This is a genomic window from Tabrizicola sp. (genome assembly GCF_034366665.1).
GTDB lineage: Bacteria > Pseudomonadota > Alphaproteobacteria > Rhodobacterales > Rhodobacteraceae > Tabrizicola.
This window is the reverse complement of record NZ_JAXMMF010000029.1, coordinates 13915-35563: the sequence shown is the minus strand read 5'-3', so window position 1 is coordinate 35563 and position 21649 is coordinate 13915. Positions and strand designations below refer to the sequence as shown.

At 66.0% G+C, this 21649-nt stretch carries 22 protein-coding genes and 1 pseudogene; 18 read left to right on the top strand and 5 right to left on the bottom strand.

The genetic code is table 11. From position 1 onward, the window contains the following. A pseudogene (locus U1E69_RS03545) lies at positions 1–413 on the bottom strand (hypothetical protein); the annotation flags it as partial. A 232-nt stretch (positions 414–645) separates the two neighbouring features. On the opposite strand from U1E69_RS03545, the gene U1E69_RS03540 reads away from it, so the two are divergent. Genes U1E69_RS03540 through tspO form a run of 3 tightly spaced genes read left to right on the top strand, consistent with a single transcriptional unit; the run spans position 646 to position 3751 of the window. Next, a complete protein-coding gene (locus U1E69_RS03540; RefSeq protein ID WP_322242917.1) occupies positions 646–2193 on the top strand; it encodes a phytoene desaturase in 1548 nt (515 codons plus the stop codon). After that, the gene (gene crtB, locus U1E69_RS03535; protein WP_322242909.1) at positions 2190–3200 is read left to right on the top strand and encodes a 15-cis-phytoene synthase; all 1011 of its coding nucleotides are present in this window, start codon (positions 2190–2192) and stop codon (positions 3198–3200) included. The genes U1E69_RS03540 and crtB overlap by 4 nt, the downstream gene beginning before the upstream one ends. A gap of 56 nt (positions 3201–3256) precedes the next feature. Then, positions 3257–3751 (top strand): tryptophan-rich sensory protein TspO, encoded by a 495-nt coding sequence (tspO, locus tag U1E69_RS03530; protein WP_322242907.1) that lies wholly within the window; start codon positions 3257–3259, stop codon positions 3749–3751. On the opposite strand, the gene crtC is transcribed toward tspO, so the two are convergent. Next, the gene (gene crtC / locus U1E69_RS03525; RefSeq protein WP_322242915.1) at positions 3748–4611 is read right to left on the bottom strand and encodes a carotenoid 1,2-hydratase; all 864 of its coding nucleotides are present in this window, start codon (positions 4609–4611) and stop codon (positions 3748–3750) included. The two genes, tspO and crtC, sit on opposite strands and share 4 nt — an antisense overlap. Beyond that, complete coding sequence (gene crtD / locus U1E69_RS03520) at positions 4578–6143, bottom strand: 1-hydroxycarotenoid 3,4-desaturase CrtD (RefSeq protein ID WP_322242906.1); 1566 nt, start codon at positions 6141–6143, stop codon at positions 4578–4580. The genes crtC and crtD overlap by 34 nt, the downstream gene beginning before the upstream one ends. 121 nt (positions 6144–6264) lie before the next feature. Here crtD and U1E69_RS03515 point away from each other — a divergent pair, with 121 nt between their 5' ends. The 14 genes from U1E69_RS03515 to U1E69_RS03450 all read left to right on the top strand — a co-directional run bounded on the left by U1E69_RS03515 (position 6265) and on the right by U1E69_RS03450 (position 19064). Next, the gene (locus U1E69_RS03515) at positions 6265–7131 is read left to right on the top strand and encodes a polyprenyl synthetase family protein (RefSeq protein WP_416200252.1); all 867 of its coding nucleotides are present in this window, start codon (positions 6265–6267) and stop codon (positions 7129–7131) included. Further along, positions 7128–8240 carry a methyltransferase gene (locus tag U1E69_RS03510; RefSeq protein WP_322242905.1) on the top strand — a complete coding sequence of 371 codons (1113 nt, stop codon included), beginning with the start codon at positions 7128–7130 and terminating at the stop codon, positions 8238–8240. Before U1E69_RS03515 ends, U1E69_RS03510 begins: the two co-directional genes overlap by 4 nt. Positions 8241–8366: 126 nt before the next feature. After that, positions 8367–9302 (top strand): chlorophyll synthesis pathway protein BchC, encoded by a 936-nt coding sequence (gene bchC, locus U1E69_RS03505; RefSeq protein ID WP_322242903.1) that lies wholly within the window; start codon positions 8367–8369, stop codon positions 9300–9302. After that, positions 9299–10300: a chlorophyllide a reductase iron protein subunit X gene (locus U1E69_RS03500; RefSeq protein WP_322242902.1), complete on the top strand. Its 1002-nt coding sequence runs from the start codon at positions 9299–9301 to the stop codon at positions 10298–10300. The genes bchC and U1E69_RS03500 overlap by 4 nt, the downstream gene beginning before the upstream one ends. Before the next feature lie 120 nt (positions 10301–10420). Beyond that, a complete protein-coding gene (gene bchY / locus U1E69_RS03495) occupies positions 10421–11863 on the top strand; it encodes a chlorophyllide a reductase subunit Y (protein WP_322242912.1) in 1443 nt (480 codons plus the stop codon). Then, a complete protein-coding gene (gene bchZ, locus U1E69_RS03490) occupies positions 11863–13350 on the top strand; it encodes a chlorophyllide a reductase subunit Z (protein ID WP_322242901.1) in 1488 nt (495 codons plus the stop codon). Before bchY ends, bchZ begins: the two co-directional genes overlap by 1 nt. Beyond that, a complete protein-coding gene (pufQ, locus tag U1E69_RS03485; RefSeq protein WP_322242900.1) occupies positions 13347–13577 on the top strand; it encodes a cytochrome PufQ in 231 nt (76 codons plus the stop codon). The genes bchZ and pufQ overlap by 4 nt, the downstream gene beginning before the upstream one ends. 165 nt (positions 13578–13742) lie before the next feature. Next, positions 13743–13892, top strand: a complete 150-nt coding sequence (pufB, locus tag U1E69_RS03480; protein WP_137110521.1) for a light-harvesting antenna LH1, beta subunit — start codon at positions 13743–13745, stop codon at positions 13890–13892. A 13-nt stretch (positions 13893–13905) separates the two neighbouring features. Then, positions 13906–14091 (top strand): light-harvesting antenna LH1, alpha subunit, encoded by a 186-nt coding sequence (pufA, locus tag U1E69_RS03475; RefSeq protein ID WP_322242898.1) that lies wholly within the window; start codon positions 13906–13908, stop codon positions 14089–14091. A 135-nt stretch (positions 14092–14226) separates the two neighbouring features. Further along, the gene (gene pufL / locus U1E69_RS03470) at positions 14227–15075 is read left to right on the top strand and encodes a photosynthetic reaction center subunit L (RefSeq protein WP_322242897.1); all 849 of its coding nucleotides are present in this window, start codon (positions 14227–14229) and stop codon (positions 15073–15075) included. Next, positions 15068–15991 (top strand): photosynthetic reaction center subunit M, encoded by a 924-nt coding sequence (gene pufM / locus U1E69_RS03465; RefSeq protein WP_322242895.1) that lies wholly within the window; start codon positions 15068–15070, stop codon positions 15989–15991. Before pufL ends, pufM begins: the two co-directional genes overlap by 8 nt. A gap of 12 nt (positions 15992–16003) precedes the next feature. Beyond that, entirely contained in the window at positions 16004–16234 is a 231-nt protein-coding gene (gene pufX / locus U1E69_RS03460) for an RC-LH1 core complex protein PufX (protein WP_322242893.1), read from the top strand. Between the two features lie 169 nt (positions 16235–16403). Next, positions 16404–18344, top strand: a complete 1941-nt coding sequence (gene dxs, locus U1E69_RS03455) for a 1-deoxy-D-xylulose-5-phosphate synthase (RefSeq protein WP_322242892.1) — start codon at positions 16404–16406, stop codon at positions 18342–18344. Between the two features lie 165 nt (positions 18345–18509). Continuing rightward, the gene (locus U1E69_RS03450; RefSeq protein WP_322242891.1) at positions 18510–19064 is read left to right on the top strand and encodes a hypothetical protein; all 555 of its coding nucleotides are present in this window, start codon (positions 18510–18512) and stop codon (positions 19062–19064) included. On the opposite strand, the gene ribD is transcribed toward U1E69_RS03450, so the two are convergent. Next, entirely contained in the window at positions 19040–20110 is a 1071-nt protein-coding gene (ribD, locus tag U1E69_RS03445) for a bifunctional diaminohydroxyphosphoribosylaminopyrimidine deaminase/5-amino-6-(5-phosphoribosylamino)uracil reductase RibD (RefSeq protein WP_322242889.1), read from the bottom strand. The genes U1E69_RS03450 and ribD overlap by 25 nt on opposite strands. Before the next feature lie 14 nt (positions 20111–20124). After that, the gene (gene nrdR, locus U1E69_RS03440; protein ID WP_322242888.1) at positions 20125–20592 is read right to left on the bottom strand and encodes a transcriptional regulator NrdR; all 468 of its coding nucleotides are present in this window, start codon (positions 20590–20592) and stop codon (positions 20125–20127) included. A gap of 184 nt (positions 20593–20776) precedes the next feature. On the opposite strand from nrdR, the gene U1E69_RS03435 reads away from it, so the two are divergent. Further along, positions 20777–21649: a glycosyltransferase family 2 protein gene (locus U1E69_RS03435; protein ID WP_322242887.1), complete on the top strand. Its 873-nt coding sequence runs from the start codon at positions 20777–20779 to the stop codon at positions 21647–21649.

Genomic DNA, 21649 nt, shown 5'->3' with positions numbered 1-21649 from the left:
TGGACACTATACACTGACCAAATGACACAACATCCTCGGTCCGGGCAGGTCGATATGCTGCCCTCTGCACTGGACGGCTGCGGCTTGACGGTGGCGCGGGTCAGGGCGGCGATGGGGCCGTTATGGGACCGGGCGTCGGTGGTGTCGGTCAGGGGGTTCACTCCGGCCCAGCTGCCCCGGGCGGAGAAGGGGGCGAGGAACACCGTCCAGTTTTCGGCCGCATGGTTACGCCAGCGGGTGATGACCGGGTGGTTGGCGATATGGTCGCGCGCGCGGGCCTCATCCGGCCAGACGGCGAAGATGGCCCAGACCGCCCAGTTTGGCCTGGGCGTGAAGCCGACGCCGGTGCCGGACCCGCATAGTTTGACGAATTGCGCCCCGGACCAAAGCCGCCGCGGCCGCGCAAGCGCCATCTGCGCGATCACCCAGAGCCGGTTGGCGGGAGTCGCGAAACGGAAGAGGCTGAGCGTGGCAACGGAAATGAGTCGATCCTCCGGCCCAAGTGTCAGGACAGAATTACACTTAATGCAGCCGCAGGGAAGTCAAATCAGCCTGTTTTGCGGGATGAAAAAGCAAAGTTGTAAATCTAGGTGGACACTATACACTGACCAAATGACACAACATCCTCGGTCCGGGCAGGTCGATATGCTGCCCTCTGCACTGGACGGCCGCGGTAGGGCCATCGTGATTGGCGCGGGTCTGGGGGGACTTGCCTCGGCGATGCGGTTGGGTGCCAAGGGTTGGCAGGTCACGGTCGTGGACCGGCTTGACCGGCCTGGCGGGCGCGGCTCGTCGATCACCCAAGGCGGGCATCGCTTTGATCTGGGGCCAACGATCGTGACGGTGCCGCAGGGATTGCGCGAGTTGTGGGCGACCTGCGGGCGGGACTTTGACCGGGACGTGACCCTGGTGCCGATGGACCCGTACTACAAGATCCTGTGGGAAGACGGCTCCAGCTTCACCGCGCGGTCCGGGGATGCGGCGATGGAGGTCGAGGTGGCCCGCCTTTCGCCGGGCGATCTGCCGGGGTTCCGCAAGTTCCTGAAGGACGCCGAGGCGCGCTATTGGTTCGGGTTCGAGGATCTGGGGCGTCGTTCGATGCACAAGCTGGTGGACCTGATCAAGGTGCTGCCGAAGTTCGCGATGATGCGGGCGGATCGGTCGGTCTACGCCCATGCCGCGCGGCGGGTGAAGGATGAACGGCTGAGATTCGCGCTGTCGTTCCATCCGCTGTTCATCGGCGGCGATCCGTTCCATGTGACCAGCATGTATGCGCTGGTCAGCCACCTTGAGCGGGCCTTCGGGGTCCACTACGCGATGGGCGGCGTGCAGGCGATTGCCGAGGCGATGTCCCGCGTCGTCAAGGACCAGGGCGGCCGTGTGGTCCAGGACGCCGAGGTCGACGAGATCCTGGTCGCCAAGGGCCGCGCCTCGGGCGTGCGGCTGGCGGATGGGCGGGTGCTGGCGGCGGATGTCGTGGTGTCGAACGCCGATCCGGGGACGACCTACACGCGGCTGATGCGCAACCAGCCGGTCAAACGCTGGACCGCGCCCAAGCTGATGCGCTCACGCTGGTCGATGAGTCTCTTCGTCTGGTATTTCGGCACCAAGGGAACCAAGGGGATGTGGCCGGAGGTTGGCCATCATTCGATCGTCGTGGGCCCGCGCTACCGTGAGCATATCCGCGAGATCTTCCAGACCGGCAAGCTGTCCGAGGACATGAGTCTGTATGTCCACCGGCCCTCGGTCACCGACCCGTCGGTCGCGCCAGAGGGGGATGACACGTTCTATGTCCTGTCGCCGGTGCCGCATCTGGGGCACAAGGACCCGGTGGACTGGACCGCGATGGAGGAGACCTATCGCCTGAAGATGCTGAAAATCCTGGAAGATCGGCTGCTGCCGGGTCTGACGGGCCGGGTGACGGAAAGCCTGGTCTTCACGCCCGACACCTTCCGCGACCGGTATCTGTCGCCGCATGGCGCCGGGTTCTCGTTGGAGCCGCGCATCCTGCAATCGGCCTGGTTCCGGCCGCACAATGTGTCGGAGGAGTTGCCGGGGCTGTATCTGGCGGGTGCGGGCACGCATCCTGGTGCCGGGGTCCCGGGGGTGATCGGGACGGCGGAAGTGCTGGCGACGCTGGTGCCGGATGCTCCAGTCCGGGCGGCGGCCCCGCTCAGGATGGCGGCGGAATGATCGCGGCGCAGGATATGGACGCCTGCCGGGCGATGATTCGCACGGGCAGTTTGTCGTTTCATGCCGCGTCGAAGTTGTTGCCGGCGCGCGTGCGTGACCCGGCGCTGGCCTTGTATGCGTTCTGCCGGGTGGCGGATGATGACGTGGACGAGGTGCAGGACAAGGCCCGCGCGGTCTTGCGGCTGCGCGAACGGCTGGACCTGATCTATGCGGGCAGGCCCGAGGCGCGGCCTTCGGACCGGGCCTTTGCAGCGGTGGTCGAGGACTTCGACATGCCGCGCGCCTTGCCGGATGCGCTGCTGGAGGGCCTGGCCTGGGATGCGATGGGGCGGCGCTATGCAAGCCTAGCTGATCTGAATGCCTACAGTGCCCGTGTCGCGTCCAGCGTCGGGGTGATGATGTGCGTGCTGATGCGGGTGCGTGATCCCGATGCGCTGTCGCGGGCGGCGGACCTGGGCCTGGCGATGCAGCTGACCAACATCGCGCGGGATGTGGGCGAAGATGCCCGCGCCGGGCGGTTGTTCCTGCCGCTGGACTGGCTGGACGAGGCGGGGATCGACGTTGAGCGGTTCCTGGCGGACCCCCGGCCCTCGGTCGCGCTGGCCCGGGTGGTGCAGCGGCTTCTGGCGGTGGCGGATGAGCTTTACCGGCGGGCGGGGGCGGGGATCTCCTCGCTGCCGGCGGATTGTCGGCTGGGGATCGCGGCGGCGCGTCATATCTACGCGGCCATCGGGACCGAGGTCTCGCGGGCAGGGCATGACAGCGTGACCCGGCGGGCGCGGACCAGCCGGGGGCAGAAGCTGGTCCTGATGGGCCGGGCGATGGGGTCGGCGGCGCTGACCCAGGTCATGCCGCGTCCCGCGCTGCTGCATGCCCGGGCGGAACCCGAGGTGGCCTTCCTGGTCGAGGCGGCAGGCCAACGTTCGCCCCGGTCGCAACGGTCCGAGACTTTGCTGGATATCCTGGCCCAGTTGGAAGCACGCGACAGGCGCGGCGCGGCAGGCTAAGGAACCAAGGCGCGAGTGCTGGCGTTTCCCGGCACAACCTTCAACGGATCGGCGTCATGGATATCTGGGTGTTTCTTGTGTTCCTTCTGGCCTGCGGGCCCTCTGCCGCCACGGGCGCGATGTTTTCGCCGGGCGAATGGTATCGCAGCCTTGCGAAACCCAGCTGGACGCCGCCCGACTGGCTGTTTCCGGTGGCCTGGACCACGCTCTACATCTGCATCGCGCTGGCCGGTGAGCGGGTTGCGCGGCAGGCGGGCGTGAACCCGGCGGTGGGGATCGCGCTGGCGCTGTTTGCCGTGCAGATGGGGTTGAACGTGTTGTGGACGCCGGTCTTTTTCGGGCTGAAGCGGCTGCGCGGCGGGATGGTGGTGCTGTCGCTTCTTTGGCTGGGCGTGGCCGCGACGCTGGTCGCGTTCTGGCGTGTGGACTGGGTCGCGGGGGCGCTGTTCGTACCCTATCTGACCTGGGTCACGATTGCCGGGGCGCTGAACTGGTCGGTCATGACCCTGAACCCCGATGTGGCCAAGAACCCCGACGCGGCGCGCGCCTAGGGCCAGCGGGCGCGGCGCGGGACCCGGACGGCAAGCATCGGCTTGATCAGCGGCGACCGGAAGCGGGTCAGGTCCAGCGCCTCATGCATGCCGATGGTCGTCTCGCCGTCGATGCGGGTCTCGACCAGCGCGCGCGAGTAGAACGGGGCCTCCAGCAGCGACAGGTGCGGGCGTGGTTTCGTCCCGGGATCGGCGCGGGTTTCGCGGCGGACGGCCCAGGGGTTGCGGGCAAAGCGGGTCCGGGGCGGAGCCGTCGTCTCGCGGACCTGGCCGTCGGGGGTGATCTCGACGGCAAGGTCGAAGTGGCGTCCGTCGCGCAGTTCCGCGTCGTAAAAGCACATCGCCCGGTCTTTCAGCGGATAGCGGCCCCAGGTCCAGAAGGCAAAGTCGGCCTCCAGCGCGCGGGTCCCGAAATTCGCGTCGAAATAGCCGTGGCCGCGCCAGCTGTGGCCTTGGGTCAGTTGCACCTCGATATCCGCGATGGGGGCGAAGGGGCGCCAGAGATGCGCGCCGTCGGGGGTCAGAAGAACCTCGGTCTGCGTGACCGCCCGGGGAGTCAGGACGATGCGGCCCCGGACGGGCGTCACCATCGGCAGGGCACCCCATTCGTCGACCTCGATCACCAGTTCCTGCCCGGTCCAGGTGACCGAGGACGGACCGATGTCCAGCCGGTCGGGTGACTGCCGCAGCGCCTGCCGTCCCCGGTCGGTCATGGTGAAGCGCCCGTTCAGGCCCGAGGTGACGACGTTCAGGCAGCAATGGTTCTGCGGCTGACGCCTGCCGGACCATTTGTACCAGGGTGAAAAGACCGACCCGATGAAGGCGATCAGCGAGACGGCTTTTGTCCCGTCGTCAGAGATCCCGTCGACATACCACCAGGCATAGCCGTCCGGCCCGACGTCAAGGCTGAAGTCAGGTCGCTCAGCGCCTGTAAGGCGGCCTGCTTGCCGGAGAGAAGCGCCATCGGCACCCCCGCCCCCGGATGCACTCCGCCCCCCGCCAGGTAAAGCCCCGGCAGGCTGGTCCGTGCCACTGGACGCTGGAACGCCGCCAGCGCCCCCTCGGGCGAAGCGCCGTAGATCGAGCCCAGCGAGGCCGGGAACCGCGCCGCGAGGTCCTTTGGACGGGTCAGCGCCTGCGGTCCCGGCGTGGGAGAGAAGGACAGACCCATCTGTGCCAGGGGCGGGAAAGTGCGGTCGTGACATGTGCGGTCCTCGTCGGTGTGGTCCGGGGAATTGGCCGGGGCGTTCATGATGATCTGGAAGCGCTCAAGCGCAGGGGTGGTTCCCAGCTCACGGTCCTGGGCGTTGACGTAGAGCGTCGGGCGTTCGGGCATACGGCCCAAGCCGATCGGGCCGAATTCGGCAGCGGGATCGGCAGTGAAGAAGAGGTTGTGGTGGATCAGGTCCTTGGCGCGGGGTCCTTCGGGCGTGGCGGCAAAGGACCAGACCCAGGCCGAAAGGCTGGGTTTGCCGGGGGGTTTGAGGGCGGTCTGCGCGGCCTCGCCCAGAAGCCCGTCGGTCAGCGCGCGGGGATCGCCGTTGAAGACGACGATGTCGGCGGGGTGGTGGCCCTGATCGGTCTCGACATGGGCGACGCGGCCGGCTTGGCGGGTGATGCGGCGGGCCTGCGTGGCGTAGTGGAAGCGGACGCCGAAGGTTTCAGCGGCGCGGGCAAGGGCTTGGGCAAGGGCCTGGATGCCCTCGGTCACCGCCCATACGCCCTGTGCTTCGGCCTGCCAGACCAGGGACAGGACAGCGGGAGTATGGGCGGGGCGGCCGCCGACGTAAGTCGAGTAGCGCCCGAAAAGCTGGCGCAGGCGCGGGTCGCGGAAGAATTGCGCCAGCCAACGGTCAAGGGTCATGCCGGGCAAAAGTGCGGGCCAGAGGTTTGGCTGGCGCAGCGTGGTCCGGGCGATTGCGCCAAGGTCGGGCTTTGCAGCGCGCATCACGGGCTGTTCGAAGGCGTCGTAAAGTGCGCGGGCACGGGTGTCGAAGCGGGCGAAGCCCTCGGCCTCGCGGTTCCCGGCAAAGGCGCGAATCGCGTCGATGTTGGCGTCGCGGTCCGCAAACAGGTCCAGCGGGCCCGAGCCGGGCCACCAGTGCCGGGCAAGGCGGGGCAGGCGGGTCAGGGAGATCTCAGCCTCGGTCGTGGTGCCAGCCAGCGCGAAAAGCGCGTCGACTTCGGCCTTTAGGGTCAGGACGGTGGGTCCCATCGCCGCGGGACCTGCCTGGGTTGGGCGGGCACGGGCCTTGCCGCCGGGGGTGTCCGCGCTTTCCACGACGGTCACGCGGCAACCGCTTGCCGCCAGCCGGATCGCGGCCGCAAGCCCGGCCATTCCCGCGCCGATCACGACCGCGCGGGGTCGGCCTGTGCTGTCGGGGGAGGGCATCGGTTCGGGCCTCGTGTCAGATGGGAATGACAGTATAGTGTAAATTCAAGTTTACACATGGCGACCGCAATGCCAAACTGAATCGACGGACCACCAGGTCCCTGGGCAAAGGAGTCCCCCCGTGCCATTTGCCGACCGTATCGAAAAAGCGCTTCACGAAAGCCTTGTCGTCCTGAACCGCAAGGACGCGCCGCCGAAACTGTCGGCCGCGATTCCTTATGCCGTCTTTCCCGGCGGGGCGCGCATTCGCCCGACGATTCTGCTGGCGGTGGCCGCAGCCTGCGGTGACGATCGGCCAGAACTGTCGACGGCCGCCGCCGTGGCGCTGGAGATGATGCACTGCGCCAGCCTGGTGCATGACGATCTGCCCGCATTCGATGATTCGGACCTTCGGCGCGGCAAGCCGACCCTGCACCGCGCGTTCAGCGAGCCCCTCGCCGTCCTGTCCGGCGACAGCCTGATCATCCTTTCCTTCGAGGTGCTGGCCAAGGCGGGTGGCGCAGCCCCTGACCGGGCGCTGGCGCTGACAGCCGTCCTGGCACGCCACGCGGGCGCTCCGTTCGGGATCTGCGCGGGGCAGGCCTGGGAGAGCGAGCCGAAGGTGGATTTGCTGGCCTATCACCGGGCCAAGACGGCGGCGCTGTTCGTGGCGGCGACCCAGATGGGGGCCGTGGCGGCGGGGCAGGAGGCCGAGCCCTGGGCCGACCTTGGCGACCGGATCGGCGCGGCCTTCCAGGTGGCGGATGATCTTAAGGATGCGCTGCTGACCTCGGACCAGACCGGCAAGCCTGCAGGGCAGGACGCCGCGCATTTCCGGCCCAATGCCGTGCAGTCGATGGGGGTCGAAGGCGCGTTGGCGCATATGAAGGACATTCTGGGCGGTGCGATTGCGTCCATCCCGTCCTGCCCGGGCGAGGCGATGCTGGCCAATCTGGTCACGGCCTATGCCCGCAAGATGACCGTCCTCCCCGAAGCTGCAGCAAGATGAACGCCGAACCGCGCCCGCCGCCCGCGCGGCCCGAGGCGCTGGGTTTCCTGACCCGTCTGGCGCTGTCGCCACGCTTTCACAAGCTTGCGGCGAAGGTTCCCGGCCTGCGCTGGAAGGCCCGGCGTGAGGGGGAGGAGCTCTTCAGCATCCTGTCGGGCTTTGTCCAAAGTCAGGCCCTCGTGGCGCTGGTCGAGGCGCGGGTGCTGCATTTCCTGGCTGCAGGGCCGATGGAGACCGACGACCTGTCACGCCGCTGCGCGATCCAGCCGGCGCCCTTGGCCGTCCTGCTGAAGGCGGGGGCGGCGTTGAAGCTTCTGCGCCAGGATCGTCGCGGGCGCTGGCATCTTGCCCCACGCGGTGCGGCCTTTCTGGCCGTCCCTGGGCTGGAGCCGATGGTGCGGCATCACCACGTGCTGTACGGCGACCTTGCCGACCCGCTGGCCTTCTTCCGCGGGCAGACCGAGACCCAGCTGGCGGGCTTCTGGCCCTATGTGTTCGGACCCCTGGCGCAGGAAGATGCGGGGTTGGCCGCGCGCTACAGTCGACTGATGGCGGAAAGCCAGGTGCTGGTCGCCGAGGACACGATGCGTCTCGTCAACCTGACACCTCGCCGGCACCTTCTGGACGTGGGCGGCGGCACCGGGGCATTCCTGGCCGAAGTCGGCAAGGTGCATCCGGGGCTGACCCTGTCACTGTTCGACATGCCCGCGGTGCTGGCCGCCGTCCCGCCGTCATTGCGCGACCGGCTGCGACTGTGCCCCGGCGATTTCCGAGCCGATCCCTTCCCCGAGGGCTCCGACACGATCAGCCTGATCCGCGTGCTTTATGACCACTCGGACGCGAGCGTGATCTCTCTGATTGCCAAAGTTTTCAATGCCTTGCCATCGGGCGGGATGATCCTTGTTTCCGAACCGATGTCGGGGGGCAATCACCCGGATCGGGCCACCGACGTCTACTTTGCGATCTACACGCTGGCGATGCGAACCGGGCGCACAAGGTCGCCCGCGGAAATCGCGGCAGTGCTGGCGGCGGCCGGGTTTCACGGCATCCGGGTCCGGCCCGGCGACCGCCCGTTCGTGACCTCGGCCGTCACGGCGCTGAAGCCCTGAACCGTGTCCAGCGGATTCTTTGCCACCGATACACAGAATAGTGTCCAATTAGTTTGACATCCTAAACTGTCAGGCTAGACTGACACTAAGCGCAAACAGCGTGCGATTCAGGAAAGTCCCAACCACGTGGATACCCATGCCGTCATCCTCTCTGGCCCCCAATCCCTGAAACTGGGCCGGGTTGGACTGAAGGCTCCGCTTGACGGGGACGTGGTGGTCAGGGTGCTGCACTCCGGGATTTCCACAGGCACGGAAAAGCTGTTCTGGCAGGGCACGATGCCCGCCTTTCCGGGGATGGGTTATCCGCTGGTGCCGGGCTATGAGAGCTTCGGCGAAGTGGTGGAGACGTGCGGCCAGACCGGGCTTTCGGTTGGCGACCATGTCTTCGTGCCGGGTGCCAACTGCTATGAAAACGGTGTGCGCGGGTTGTTTGGCGGGGCTTCGGCGCTGCTGGTGACTCCGGCGGCACGGGTGGCAAAGCTGGACGCAGGCTATGGCGCGCAGGGCGCGCTCTTGGCTTTGGCCGCGACGGCGCATCACGCGCTGGCCGGTGGGCCGCTGCCCGATCTGATCATCGGACATGGGGTGCTGGGGCGTCTTCTGGCTCGCATCGCCGTGACGATGGGCGCAGAGCCGACGGTCTGGGAGATTGATGCTGCGCGCCGCCAAGGTGCCGAAGGTTATCAGGTCATCGCGCCGGAAGACGATTCGCGCCGCGATTACCGGGTGATCCTGGATGCCTCGGGCGCTGCGGGTCTTCTGGACACGCTGGTTCCCCGCCTGGCCAAGGGTGGAGAGGTCGTCCTGTGCGGCTTCTACACCGCGCCCATCAGTTTCGCCTTCCCGCCCGCCTTCATGAAAGAGCTGCGGCTGCGGGTCGCCAGTGAATGGCAGCCCGCCGACCTGGAGGCGACGCGTCGCCTGATGGACGAAGGCCGCCTGTCGCTGGACGGTCTTATTACCCACCGCGCCGCCGCTGCTGACGCAAGCACGGCCTACGATACTGCCTTCACTGACCCGAACTGCCTGAAAATGATCCTCGATTGGAGTGCTGCTGCATGACCGAAGTTCCCAATCTGAAGGATTTCGACGCCCGACTGCGCGCTGAAGCCAGTGAAGAGCCTTCGCTGGAAGTGCCGCATGCCGCGCCGACGAAAAAGACGCAGATCATCGCGATCTACGGCAAGGGCGGGATCGGCAAGTCGTTCACGCTGGCGAACCTCAGCCACATGATGGCCGAGATGGGCAAGCGCGTGCTCTTGATCGGCTGCGACCCGAAGTCGGATACGACCTCGCTTTTGTTCGGTGGCAAGGCCTGCCCGACGATCATCGAAACCTCGACCCGCAAGAAGCTGGCCGGTGAGGAAGTGAAGATCGGCGACGTCTGCTTCAAGCGCGGCGGCGTCTTCGCGATGGAACTTGGTGGCCCGGAGGTCGGTCGCGGGTGCGGCGGGCGCGGGATCATCCACGGGTTTGAGCTTCTGGAAAAGCTGGGGTTCCACGACTGGGACTTTGACTATGTGCTCCTGGACTTCCTGGGCGACGTGGTCTGCGGCGGGTTCGGCCTGCCGATCGCCCGCGACATGGCGCAGAAGGTGATCCTTGTCGCCTCCAACGACCTGCAGTCGCTGTATGTGGCCAACAACGTGTGTTCCGCGGTGGAATACTTCCGCAAGCTGGGCGGCAACGTCGGCATCGCGGGTCTGGTGATCAACAAGGACGACGGGTCGGGCGAGGCAGCTGCCTTTGCCGAGGCCGTGGGTATCCCAGTTCTGTCGGCGATCCCGCAGGACGATGATCTGCGGAAGAAATCGGCGAATTATCAGATCGTCGGCAGCTACGAATCCCAGTGGGGCCCGATGTTCGAGGCGCTTGGGATCGCGGTGGCCGAAGCGCCCCCGGTGAAGCCGAAGCCCTTGTCGCAGGACGGCCTCCTCGGCCTGTTCAGCGCCGAGGCGACGGGGGCGGATTTCGTGCTGACCCCGGCAAGCGACGCGGACATGCGCGGCAAGAATGCAGTCATCAAACCCAGCCTGGAAGTGGTCTACGACAATGTTTGACCTCGAAGCACTCGCCATTATCGAACAGGCGCTGAAGGCGCTGGACGGGGGCGCCAAGTGAACGACCTGACCGCCACCCCTTCGGTCGACGGACTGGGCTGCCACGCGGGTGCGGGGCAGATGGCGGAGGCTGCTCGGGCGGCGGGCAATTCTGAAATCCTGGACCAATATGCAGCGGACTATCCGCAAGGTCCGCATGACAAGCCGCAATCCATGTGCCCGGCTTTTGGTAGCTTGCGCGTCGGTCTGCGGATGCGGCGGGTGGCGACGGTGCTGTCTGGCTCGGCCTGCTGTGTCTACGGGCTGACCTTCGTGTCGCACTTCTACGGCGCGCGGCGGTCGGTGGGCTATGTGCCCTTCAACTCGGAATCGCTGGTTACCGGGAAACTCTTCGAAGACATCCGCGATGCGGTGCATGAGCTGGCGGACCCGGATCGCTATGATGCGGTGGTGGTGACGAACCTGTGCGTGCCGACAGCAAGCGGCGTTCCGCTGCGGTTGTTGCCCAAGGAAATCAACGGCGTGCGGATCATCGGCATCGACGTGCCGGGCTTTGGTGTCCCGACCCATGCCGAGGCGAAGGACGTGCTGGCTGGTGCCATGCTGGCCTATGCGCGGGCGGAAATTCAGGCGGGTCCCGTTGTGCCCCCGGCGCAAGGGCGGTCCGACCGTCCGACCGTGACCCTGCTGGGTGAGATGTTCCCCGCCGACCCGATGATGATCGGCGCGATGCTGGCCCCGATGGGCCTGGCCGCCGGTCCCGTGGTTCCCTGCCGCGAATGGCGTGAGCTTTATGCGGCGCTGGATAGTGGTGTCGTGGCGGCGATTCATCCGTTCTACACGGCCTCGATCCGTGAGTTCCAGGCGGCGGGGCGGACGGTCGTCGGCTCGGCCCCCGTGGGGCATGACGGCACGATGGAGTGGCTGGCGGCGATTGGGGCGGCTTACAACGTTGCCCCCGAGCTGATTGCAGCGGCGCAGAATGCGTTTGGCCCGGCGATCAAGGCGGCCCTTGCGGCCAACCCGATCAAGGGGCGGATCACGCTGTCGGGCTATGAAGGGTCCGAACTCTTGGTCGCCCGCCTGCTGATCGAAAGCGGCGCGGATGTGCCTTATGTCGGCACTGCCTGCCCGAAGAACGAATGGTCGGCTGCCGACCGCGCCTGGCTGGAAGCCAAGGGCACCGTGGTGAAATACCGCGCGAGCCTGGAGGATGACCTGGCCGCGATGGAGGCGTTCAAGCCGGACCTCGCCGTCGGGACGACTCCGGTGGTGCAGAAGGCCAAGGAAAAGGCGATCCCCTCGCTTTACTTCACAAATCTGATCTCTGCGCGGCCTCTGATGGGACCGGCGGGGGCGGGGTCGTTGGCTCAGGTGGTGAACGCCGCGATGGGCAACAAGACCCGGATGGAGGGCATGAAAGCCTTCTTCGAAGGGGTTGGCACCGGCGATACCTCGGGCATCTGGGAAGGCGCGCCGAACCTGCGTCCCGATTTCCGCGCGATCCACCAGAAGAAACTCGACAAGGCCGCGAAAGCCGCCAAAGCCGAGGAGATGATCTGATGCTGGTGCAGGATCATGACCGGGCGGGCGGCTACTGGGGGGCGATCTATGCCTTCTGCGCCGTGAAGGGCCTGCAGGTCGTCATCGACGGCCCGGTGGGGTGTGAGAACCTGCCGGTGACGTCGGTCCTGCACTATACCGACGCCTTGCCGCCGCATGAGTTGCCCATCGTGGTGACCGGACTTGGTGAGGGCGAGATGACTTCGGGCACCGAAGCCTCAATGGCGCGGGCCTGGAAGACTTTGGACCCGGCTTTGCCCGCGGTCGTCGTGACCGGGTCGATTGCCGAGATGATCGGGGGCGGGGTGACTCCGGCTGGCACGAACATCCAGCGCTTCCTGCCCAGGACCATCGACGAAGACCAGTGGCAGTGCGCCGACCGGGCGATGACCTGGATCTTCACCGAATTCGGGATGACCAAGGGGCGGATGCCGCCCGAGACGGCTCGTCCGGAAGGTTCCAAGCCGCGGGTCAATATCCTGGGGCCGATGTACGGCACCTTCAACATGCCCTCGGACCTGGCCGAGATCCGTCGCCTGGTCGAAGGCATCGGGGCCGAGATCAACATGGTGATGCCGCTTGGTGCCCACATCGCCGAGATGCGGAACCTGGTGAACGCCGACGCCAACGTGGTGATGTACCGCGAGTTTGGCCGGGGCCTCGCTGAGTGCCTGGGCAAGCCCTACCTGCAGGCGCCGATGGGGCTGGAGTCGACGACCCTGTTCCTGCGGACCCTGGGCGAGATGCTGGGGCTGGACCCGGAACCGTTCATTGAACGCGAAAAGCATTCGACGCTGAAGCCGCTGTGGGATCTGTGGCGGTCCGTCACCCAGGATTTCTTCGCGACGGCCAGCTTCGCCATCGTCGCGAACGAGACCTACACGCGCGGCATCCGGAAGTTTCTGGAAGACGACCTGGGTCTGCCTTGCGCCTTCGCGGTGCCGAGGCTGGCGGGCAAGAAGACCAACAACGAAGGTGTCCGCGCGCTGATGAAACAGCACCGGCCGCTGATCGTGATGGGGTCGATCAACGAGAAGATGTATCTGGCGGAACTGAAGGGTGGGCATGGCCCGGCCCCCAGTTTCATCCCGGCAAGCTTCCCCGGCGCTGCGATCCGCCGCGCCACGGGGACGCCGTTCATGGGCTACGCCGGCGCGGTCTACTTGCTGCAGGAGGTCTGCAACGGGCTCTTCGACGCCCTGTTCCACATACTGCCCTTGGGCAGCGAAATGGACAGCGCCTCGGCCACGCCCACGACGCTGCGCCGTGACATGCCCTGGGACACCGACGCGCAGCTCGCGCTGGACCGCATCCTGCAGCAGCACCCGGTGCTGACCCGTATTTCCGCTGCCCGCACCTTGCGGGATGCGGCTGAAAAGACCGCGCTCGACCACGGGGCCGAGCGGGTCATCCTGGAATTCGTCGAAACCCTGTCGGGCGCGCCAAGTGCAAACCCTGCCGGTACCGCAAGGGGAGAGAGACCATGAGCGACCAGAGCTACATCAGCCACGTTCACCTGAAGGCGTCCACAAAGCGCACGCCGAAGGCCGAGTACGCCACCTACTTCACGCTGATCCTGATCCTTGCGCTGCCGGTGCAGTGCCTGGTCTGGGTGGGCTCGGCTCTCCGCCACATGCACATTCCGGCGCAAGGTCCCCTGGCGCGCGCACTGCGCGACGCCGAGGAGATCACGCCCTCGATCTTCCGCCCCTGAAAAGGCGGTTCTTATGACCGACGTGGTGCGCCCGCCCGTCCGGTAAAGCCTTCGGGGAGGGCGGGGGGAACCCCGGCCTTTCCGGACCAGACGGAGCAGCAGTCCGCTGTCCCGTGAACCCAGCCGCAGGGTATGCGGCGTCAGTCACCCCTTTCGGAGGACACTATGGCTGATAAATCCGACCTGAGCTTCACAGGTCTTACCGACGAGCAGGCGCAAGAACTGCATTCCGTTTATATGAGCGGGCTTTGGCTGTTCACAGTCATCGCCGTGGTTGCTCACTTGGCGGTCTACATCTGGCGTCCGTGGTTCTGAGGAGGAACGAAAAATGTCCAAGTTCTACAAAATCTGGCTGATCTTCGATCCTCGTCGCGTCTTCGTGGCACAGGGCGTGTTCCTGTTCCTCCTGGCGGCAATGATCCACCTCGTGCTGCTCAGCACGCCGGCCTACAACTGGTTCGACATCGCGAATGCCAAGTATGGCTACACCGCGGCTGCTCCTGCCAGCGAATAAGGTCCTACATATCGTCGGGGGCGGCGCAGCAATCTGCCCGCCGCCCCTGGCAACCTGACGTCTGACACACATCCGGCACGCCGACCGCCTGCGCCCGACGGCAGCATTGACCGGTAAAAAAAGCGAGAGGGAAGCATGGCACTGCTCAGCTTCGAACGGAAATACCGCGTGCCTGGCGGCACGCTGATCGGGGGCAACCTATTCGACTTCTGGGTCGGTCCCTTCTATGTCGGGTTCTTCGGGGTCCTGACCTTCTTCTTCGCAGCGCTTGGCACCATGCTGATCTTCTATGGCGCCGTGCTGCAGGGAACCTGGAACCCCTGGCTGATCTCGATCAATCCGCCGCCCGTGGAAATGGGCATGGCGATGGCGCCGCTGCGCGAAGGCGGGCTGTGGCAGATCATCACGATCTGCGCGACCGGAGCTTTCGTCGCCTGGGCGCTGCGCGAAGTCGAGATCTGCCGCAAGCTTGGCATCGGGTATCATGTGCCCTTCGCCTTTGGCGTCGCGATCTTCGCCTATATCACTCTGGTGGTGATCCGCCCGGCGCTGATGGGCTCGTGGGGGTATGCGTTCCCCTACGGGATCTGGACGCACCTCGATTGGGTGTCCAACACCGGCTACACCTACGGCAACTTCCACTACAACCCGGCGCACATGATCGCGGTGAGCTTCTTCTTCACCAACGCGCTGGCACTTGCCCTGCACGGGGCGCTGATCCTGTCGGCAGCCAACCCTGAAAAGGGCAAGGAAATGCGGACGCCGGATCACGAGGACACCTACTTCCGTGACCTCATCGGCTATTCGGTCGGCACCTTGGGCATCCACCGCCTGGGTCTCTTGCTGGCGCTGAACGCGGGCTTCTGGTCGGCGGTCTGCATCGTGATCTCGGGCACGATCTGGTTCGACCAGTGGGTTGTCTGGTGGGACTGGTGGCTGCAGCTGCCGTGGTGGGCCGATATCGCGGGAGGCGTAAATGGCTGAGTATCAGAACATCTTCACGCAAGTGCAGGTTCGTGGCGCCCCCGAAATGGGGCTGACCGAAGAGGTCGAGCTGTCGAACCGCACCACCGGGGCCGGCTTCTCAAACCTGGCTGGCTGGTTCGGAAATGCCCAGCTGGGGCCCGTCTACCTGGGCACGATGGGGGTGATCTCGCTGGCCGCAGGGGCAGCCTGGTTCTTCACCGTCGGCATCTGGTACTGGTACCAGGCGGGCTTCAACCCGGCTGTGTTCCTGCGCGACCTCTTCTGGTTCAGCCTGGAGCCACCGGCCGAGGAATACGGCCTGGGCTTCGCGCCTCTGGCCGAGGGGGGCGTCTGGATCATCGCCAGCTTCTTCCTTCTGGTCAGCGTCTGTGCCTGGTGGGTTCGCACCTATCTGCGGGCTGCCGCACTTGGGATGGGCAAGCACGTCAGCTGGGCCTTCGCTTCGGCGATCTGGCTGTTCCTGGTGCTGGGCCTGTTCCGTCCGATCCTGATGGGCAGCTGGAGCCACGCCGTGCCTTACGGCATCTTCAGTCACCTCGACTGGACCAACAACTTCTCGCTGCAATACGGCAACCTGTTCTACAACCCGTTCCACGCGCTGAGCATCGTCTTCCTTTACGGATCGGCGCTTCTCTTCGCGATGCACGGGGCGACCATCCTGGCCGTCTCCCGCTTTGGTGGCGACCGGGAACTTGAACAGATCGCCGACCGTGGCACCGCGTCCGAACGGGCGGCTCTTTTCTGGCGCTGGACCATGGGGTTCAACGCGACGATGGAAGGGATCCACCGCTGGGCCTGGTGGTTTGCCGTGCTGGTCACGCTGACCGGCGGCATCGGCATCCTGCTGACCGGCACGGTCGTCGACAACTGGTACGTCTGGGCACAGGAGCACGGCTACGCGCCGTTGCAATAAGGAGAGGTCGAGATGCCGAACGACTATTTCAACGAGACCAAGCAGACCAACCTTGTCTTCTGGAGCCTTGGGCAGATGCTGAAAGGCGCCGGTTACGCCGCCGCCTTCGTCATCGCCATCTCGCTGGCGCTGTGGGCGATCTACCTGGTCGGTCTGCTGCTGCCGGAAGAAAGCCGCCAGACTCCGTCGCCCTATGGGGCGCTGGAAGCCCCCTATGTGGCCGAAGGTCACGATCTGGCCTGAGACAGCCAGGCCCGAGGCAGCGCTTCGGGCCCAGCATGCCGATCCTGACCCTCCCACGGGTCCGGATGTCGGGACCTCCGGGCCCCGGTTCCCTTCCTGTCTGACGACAGGCACTTGTGCCGTGTGGCATCGAACCCACACGGCACCCTTTGCCCGAAAGGAGCAAACCATGACCGCGCCCGGTTCCAATCCCGACTTTGCCGAAAAACCGATGCTTGACCGTGTCGCCAGTCCCGCCGACCTGCGGGCGCTTGCGGACCACGACTTGCCCCAATTGGCAGACGAGCTCCGCCGCGAGGTGATCGAGGTGGTCAGCCAGACGGGCGGGCATCTGGGGTCCTCGCTGGGGGTGGTCGAGCTGACCGTGGCGCTGCATGCGGTCTTCGACACGCCGCGCGACAAGCTGATCTGGGATGTTGGCCACCAGTGCTATCCGCACAAGATCCTGACCGGTCGCCGTCACCGGATGCTGACTCTGCGTCAGGCCGATGGCATCAGCGGGTTCACCAAGCGGTCGGAAAGTGACTTCGACCCGTTCGGGGCGGCGCATTCCTCGACGTCGATCAGTGCGGCTCTGGGCTTTGCGATGGCGCGCGAGCTGGGTCAGCCGGTGGGTGACACCGTGGCCGTGATCGGCGACGGCGCGATCACTGCGGGCATGGCCTATGAGGCGATGAACCACGCGGGCCATCTGGGCAAGCGGCTGTTCGTGATCCTGAACGACAACGACATGTCCATCGCCCCGCCCGTCGGCGCGATGCAGACCTATCTGAATTCCATCGCCGGCAAGGGGCCGCTGGCGACCCTGAAGGCGATTGCCGAGGGGCTGGAGGATCATCTTCCCGGCCCCTTGCGCGAAGGCGCGCGCCGCGCGCGGGAAATGGTCAGCGACCGCCCGGGCGGTGTGACCCTGTTTGAAAAGCTTGGCTTTTCCTACTTTGGCCCGGTCAATGGCCATGACGTGCCGATGCTGCTGCACGCGCTGCGGTCGATGCGCGCCCATGCCGACGGCCCGGTCCTGCTGCATGTGGTGACCAGGAAGGGCAACGGATACGGCCCCGCGGAAGGTTCGGACGACAAGTATCACGGAGTGGCGAAGTTCGACATCGCCACTGGCAAGCAGCACAAGACTCCGGCCAATGCTCCGAACTACACGGCAGTCTTCGGCCAGACCTTGACCGATGAGGCCGCGCGCGACCCGCGCATCGTGGCGATCACGGCAGCAATGCCGGGGGGCACCGGGCTGGACGTCATGCAGAAGCGCTTTCCGGCGCGGGTGTTTGACGTCGGCATCGCCGAACAGCACGGCGTGACCTTTGCGGCAGGTCTTGCGGCGGGGGGGATGCGTCCGTTCTGCGCGATCTATTCCAGCTTCCTGCAACGCGGCTACGATCAGATCATCCACGATGTCGCCCTGCAGAACCTGCCGGTGCGCTTTGCCATCGACCGGGCGGGCCTGGTCGGGCAGGACGGCGCGACCCATGCCGGGGCCTACGACGTGATGTTCCTGGCAAACCTGCCGAACATGACGGTGATGGCGGCGGGCGACGAAGCCGACCTCGTCCACATGATCGCCACCGCTGCCGTCCACGACCACGGCCCCATCGCGCTGCGCTATCCGCGGGGCGAGGGGATGGGCGTGCCGATGCCCGAACGGGGCGTCCCGCTGGAGATCGGCAAGGGCCGGGTGCTGCGCGAGGGCACCGATGTCGCGATCCTGTCCTTTGGCGCGCAGCTGTCCGAAGCGCTGGCCGCCGCCACGATCCTGGAGGCGGAGGGGATTTCGGTCACCGTGGCGGACGCGCGCTTTGCCAAGCCGCTGGACACCGCGCTGATCGACCGGCTTTACCGCGAACATGGCAGCCTGATCACGGTTGAGCAGGGGTCGACTGGCGGTTTCGGGGCGATGGTCCTGCATCATCTGGCGATGAGCGGGCAGCTGGATCGCGGCGCGCCGGTGCGGACGATGACGCTGCCGGACCGCTTCATCGACCAGGCCAGCCCGACGCAGATGTATGCCTGGGCCGGTCTTGCCGCAGCCGATATTGCCGCTATGTCCCGGGGCACCCTGGCGAAATCGGCCACGGCACAGGTTGTCAGGTTGCGCTGACAGTCGATCTCAGGCTGGTCCAAAAAAGCTGCAGAAGTGTAAACTTCTCGCACCATTCCGTGCAGACCGTGTTATGGTCGCGATCGGAATGCGTTCGGGAGGACGGCAGCAGCGAAGTTCCAGCAGGTCTACGCCGTTGTAGACAGCGAGTTCCGACTGCTTTGGGTGGGCGGAGAATGGGATGAGTTCGCTCTGCAGAACGCGGCTCAGCATGCGCTTGCGAACCATGTCCTTTCCACCTCGCTTCTTGCGCATATCGCCGGAGATGACACGCGCAGGTTGACAGCGCGGCTGATCGAGACGGTGCTGCAGACCAAACGCCCGGTTCGCGTTCAGTATCGCTGCGATTCGCCCAGCATGGCGCGGTCCTATCAGCTGACGATCCAGCCGATGAAGGACGAACGCGCCCTGATGGTGCACGATCTGAAGGACGCCTGGCACTTCTCGCCGCCGCTGAACATCTGGCACTACGATCCCAATGCGGCGGACTGCAAGTGCAGCTTCTGCGGCGACATCCGCTTTGGCGGCGCGCCGGACTGGACCAGTTGCGACGATATCGGCGATCGTCACCCCACCCATGTGGTCTATGAGGTCTGCACCAGATGTCAGGACACTGTGGCCGAAGCGGTCAGGCAGGTCCTTGCCGAAGACGCCCTCACGCCGGAACTGGACAGCGAGGGTGTCCCCGCCCCCGGTCAGGCCAGAGACCAAAGGGAATAAAGGTCGGGTCCCAGCACCAAGGCTTCGCGCAGGGTCGGGCGCAACGCATCGGCAAGTGCCGCAAGGCCCAAAGCCCCCAAGGCGGGATGGCCGTCAGCGCCGATCAGGACGCCCCCGGTGAAAAGCGCAAGCTCGTCCGCCAGGCCTGCCTTCAGCAATCCGGCCGCAAGGGTGCTGCCGCCTTCGCTCAAGACACGGGTGATGCCTTTTTGCGCCAGGGCGGACAGGGCTGCAGTCAGATCTAGCCCGCCTTCCGCCTCGGCCACCTCGATCAGCGTCGCGCCGGTCGCTGACCAGGCGGCCCGGCGCGCATCGGAGGCCGCGTGGCCATGCAGAAGCCAGACCGGACTGGCACTGGCGGTTCGGCCAAGGCGGCTGTCAGGATCGTGGCGCAGAAGCCGGTCCAGCACCACACGAACCGGTTGCCGGAGCGCGCCCAGATCACGCACCGTCAGGTCCGGGTCGTCGGCCAGTGCCGTGCCCGAGCCGACCATGACCGCATCATGCGACATGCGAAGGGCGTGAACCTTGCGCCGGGATTGTGGCCCGGTGATCCAGCGGGATGCGCCCGTTGCCGTGGCGATGCGGCCGTCCAGCGTGGCGGCAAGCTTCAGCGTGACAAAGGGCAGGCCGCGGGTCACCCGCTTCAGGAACCCGGCATTCAGACCTGTGGCCTCGGCGGTCAGGACACCCTCGGTCACCGCAATCCCGGCGGCGCGCAGCATCTGATGCCCCTTGCCGCAGACGCGGGGGTCGGGATCAGTCAGCGCGGTGACAACGCGGGCCACCCCGGCCGCGATCAGCGCCTCGGCACAAGGGGGGGTGTGGCCGTGGTGGGCGCAGGGCTCCAGCGTGACATAGGCGGTCGCCCCCGAGGCCGCGGACCCGGCCTGCTGCAGGGCGCGAACCTCGGCATGGGGACGTCCGCCGGGCTGGGTCCAGCCGCGCCCGACCACCAGACCATCCTTTACCAGCACGCAGCCCACCGCAGGGTTCGGCCAGACATTGCCAAGGCCCCGCGCCGCAAGGCGCAGGGCGTGGGCCATGTGACTGTCGTCGCTCACTCTTCGCCGGTCGCGCCGGGCCGCAGCTCGCTGACGAAGCCGTCGAAGTCGTCGGCAGTCTGGAAGTTCTTGTAGACGCTGGCAAATCGCACATATGCCACGGTGTCGATCCGCGCCAGGCTTTCCATCACGATCTCGCCAATGACTTTGGACGAGATGTCGGTATCGCCCAGGCTTTCCAGCCGCCGCACGATGCCCGAGATCATCTGGTCGATGCGTTCGGGGTCGATCGGGCGCTTCTGCATCGCGATACGGATCGAGCGTTCCAGTTTGGACCGGTCGAAATCCTCGCGCTTGCCGGATGACTTGATGACGACCAGGTCGCGCAGCTGAACGCGTTCATAGGTGGTGAAGCGACCGCCGCAAGCCGGACAGAAGCGGCGGCGGCGGATCGAGACGTGATCCTCCGCAGGCCGCGAGTCCTTCACTTGCGTGTCGATGTTGCCGCAGAATGGGCAGCGCATCGGCCCCCTCCTTGCATTTGTGTTATACCTGCCTCAAGGTCCGGGTGTTTCCCACGGTTCCACCACAGACTATAGGTGAACGACTTGTATCTGGGGAAGTCCCAACTTTCCGGCCCAGAATATGGGGGAGATACTGTGGCGAGAGAGACTCAGGCAGCTCAGGTCCGGGCCGGGGCCGGTGCGGATGGCTGAGACCAGCGTGGCGCTTTGCGGGATCGTCCGCAATGAGGTGAAGTCGATCCTGGAGTGGCTGGCGCATTACAAGGCGCTTGGGGTCGGTGAATTCCTGATCTACGACAACGACAGCAACGACGGCACCGAAGTGATCCTGCAGGCGCTGGATGAGGCGGGTGAAGTGATTTACCTGGATTGGCCGCACGCGGTTGCCCTTTGGCCGCAGCGTCGGGCCTATGAACATGCGCGCAAATGGGCGCAGTCCGAGTGGCTGGCCTTCTTCGACGCGGACGAGTTTCTGGTGCTGCACCAGCACGACAGCATCGGGGCCTTTCTGCAGCGGTTCGACGATGACGTGGCAGCGGTCGCGGTGAACTGGGTGATCTTCGGCAGTGACGGTCAGGCCCGGTATCGGCCACAGCCGGTGACCCAGCGTTTCGGCGATGCTCTGCCCCAGGGGGCGACCTGGAACCGGGTGGTGAAGTCGATCGGACGGCGGCGGATGCTGACCTGGACGGGCATCCATCGGGTGGACCCGGGGCAGGGCCGCTATGTCACCGCCTCGGGCGCGGTGGCCGAGTTTGACGGTCGGATCCGGACACGGACAGCGGATACAGGGATTGCAACGCTGAACCACTACATCATCAAGTCACTGGAAGAGTTCGAGGAAAAGCTTCAGCGGGGGAATGCAAACTCGCAGCAGTCCGTCGGTCGGCGGACCCGGCTGGAGCGGCGATTTCCGGCGCTTGACGCGGGCGGGGCGCGAAACACCGACATTGCGGCCTGGACCGGCCGGATGCGCCAGGAAGCGATGCGATTGCGCGACGTGCTTCTGGATCGCGGCATCAGCTACCCGGTCTGGCCCTTCGTCGAGGCGGAGTAG

Coding starts and splice junctions, on each gene's coding strand:
- U1E69_RS03540 (WP_322242917.1), top strand. CDS start 646: ATGCTGCCCTCTGCACTGGACGGCCGCGGTAGGGCCATCGTGATTGGC.
- crtB (WP_322242909.1), top strand. CDS start 2,190: ATGATCGCGGCGCAGGATATGGACGCCTGCCGGGCGATGATTCGCACG.
- tspO (WP_322242907.1), top strand. CDS start 3,257: ATGGATATCTGGGTGTTTCTTGTGTTCCTTCTGGCCTGCGGGCCCTCT.
- crtD (WP_322242906.1), bottom strand. CDS start 6,143: ATGCCCTCCCCCGACAGCACAGGCCGACCCCGCGCGGTCGTGATCGGC.
- U1E69_RS03510 (WP_322242905.1), top strand. CDS start 7,128: ATGAACGCCGAACCGCGCCCGCCGCCCGCGCGGCCCGAGGCGCTGGGT.
- U1E69_RS03500 (WP_322242902.1), top strand. CDS start 9,299: ATGACCGAAGTTCCCAATCTGAAGGATTTCGACGCCCGACTGCGCGCT.
- bchY (WP_322242912.1), top strand. CDS start 10,421: ATGGCGGAGGCTGCTCGGGCGGCGGGCAATTCTGAAATCCTGGACCAA.
- bchZ (WP_322242901.1), top strand. CDS start 11,863: ATGCTGGTGCAGGATCATGACCGGGCGGGCGGCTACTGGGGGGCGATC.
- pufQ (WP_322242900.1), top strand. CDS start 13,347: ATGAGCGACCAGAGCTACATCAGCCACGTTCACCTGAAGGCGTCCACA.
- pufB (WP_137110521.1), top strand. CDS start 13,743: ATGGCTGATAAATCCGACCTGAGCTTCACAGGTCTTACCGACGAGCAG.
- pufA (WP_322242898.1), top strand. CDS start 13,906: ATGTCCAAGTTCTACAAAATCTGGCTGATCTTCGATCCTCGTCGCGTC.
- pufL (WP_322242897.1), top strand. CDS start 14,227: ATGGCACTGCTCAGCTTCGAACGGAAATACCGCGTGCCTGGCGGCACG.
- pufM (WP_322242895.1), top strand. CDS start 15,068: ATGGCTGAGTATCAGAACATCTTCACGCAAGTGCAGGTTCGTGGCGCC.
- pufX (WP_322242893.1), top strand. CDS start 16,004: ATGCCGAACGACTATTTCAACGAGACCAAGCAGACCAACCTTGTCTTC.
- dxs (WP_322242892.1), top strand. CDS start 16,404: ATGACCGCGCCCGGTTCCAATCCCGACTTTGCCGAAAAACCGATGCTT.
- ribD (WP_322242889.1), bottom strand. CDS start 20,110: ATGGCCCACGCCCTGCGCCTTGCGGCGCGGGGCCTTGGCAATGTCTGG.
- nrdR (WP_322242888.1), bottom strand. CDS start 20,592: ATGCGCTGCCCATTCTGCGGCAACATCGACACGCAAGTGAAGGACTCG.
- U1E69_RS03435 (WP_322242887.1), top strand. CDS start 20,777: ATGGCTGAGACCAGCGTGGCGCTTTGCGGGATCGTCCGCAATGAGGTG.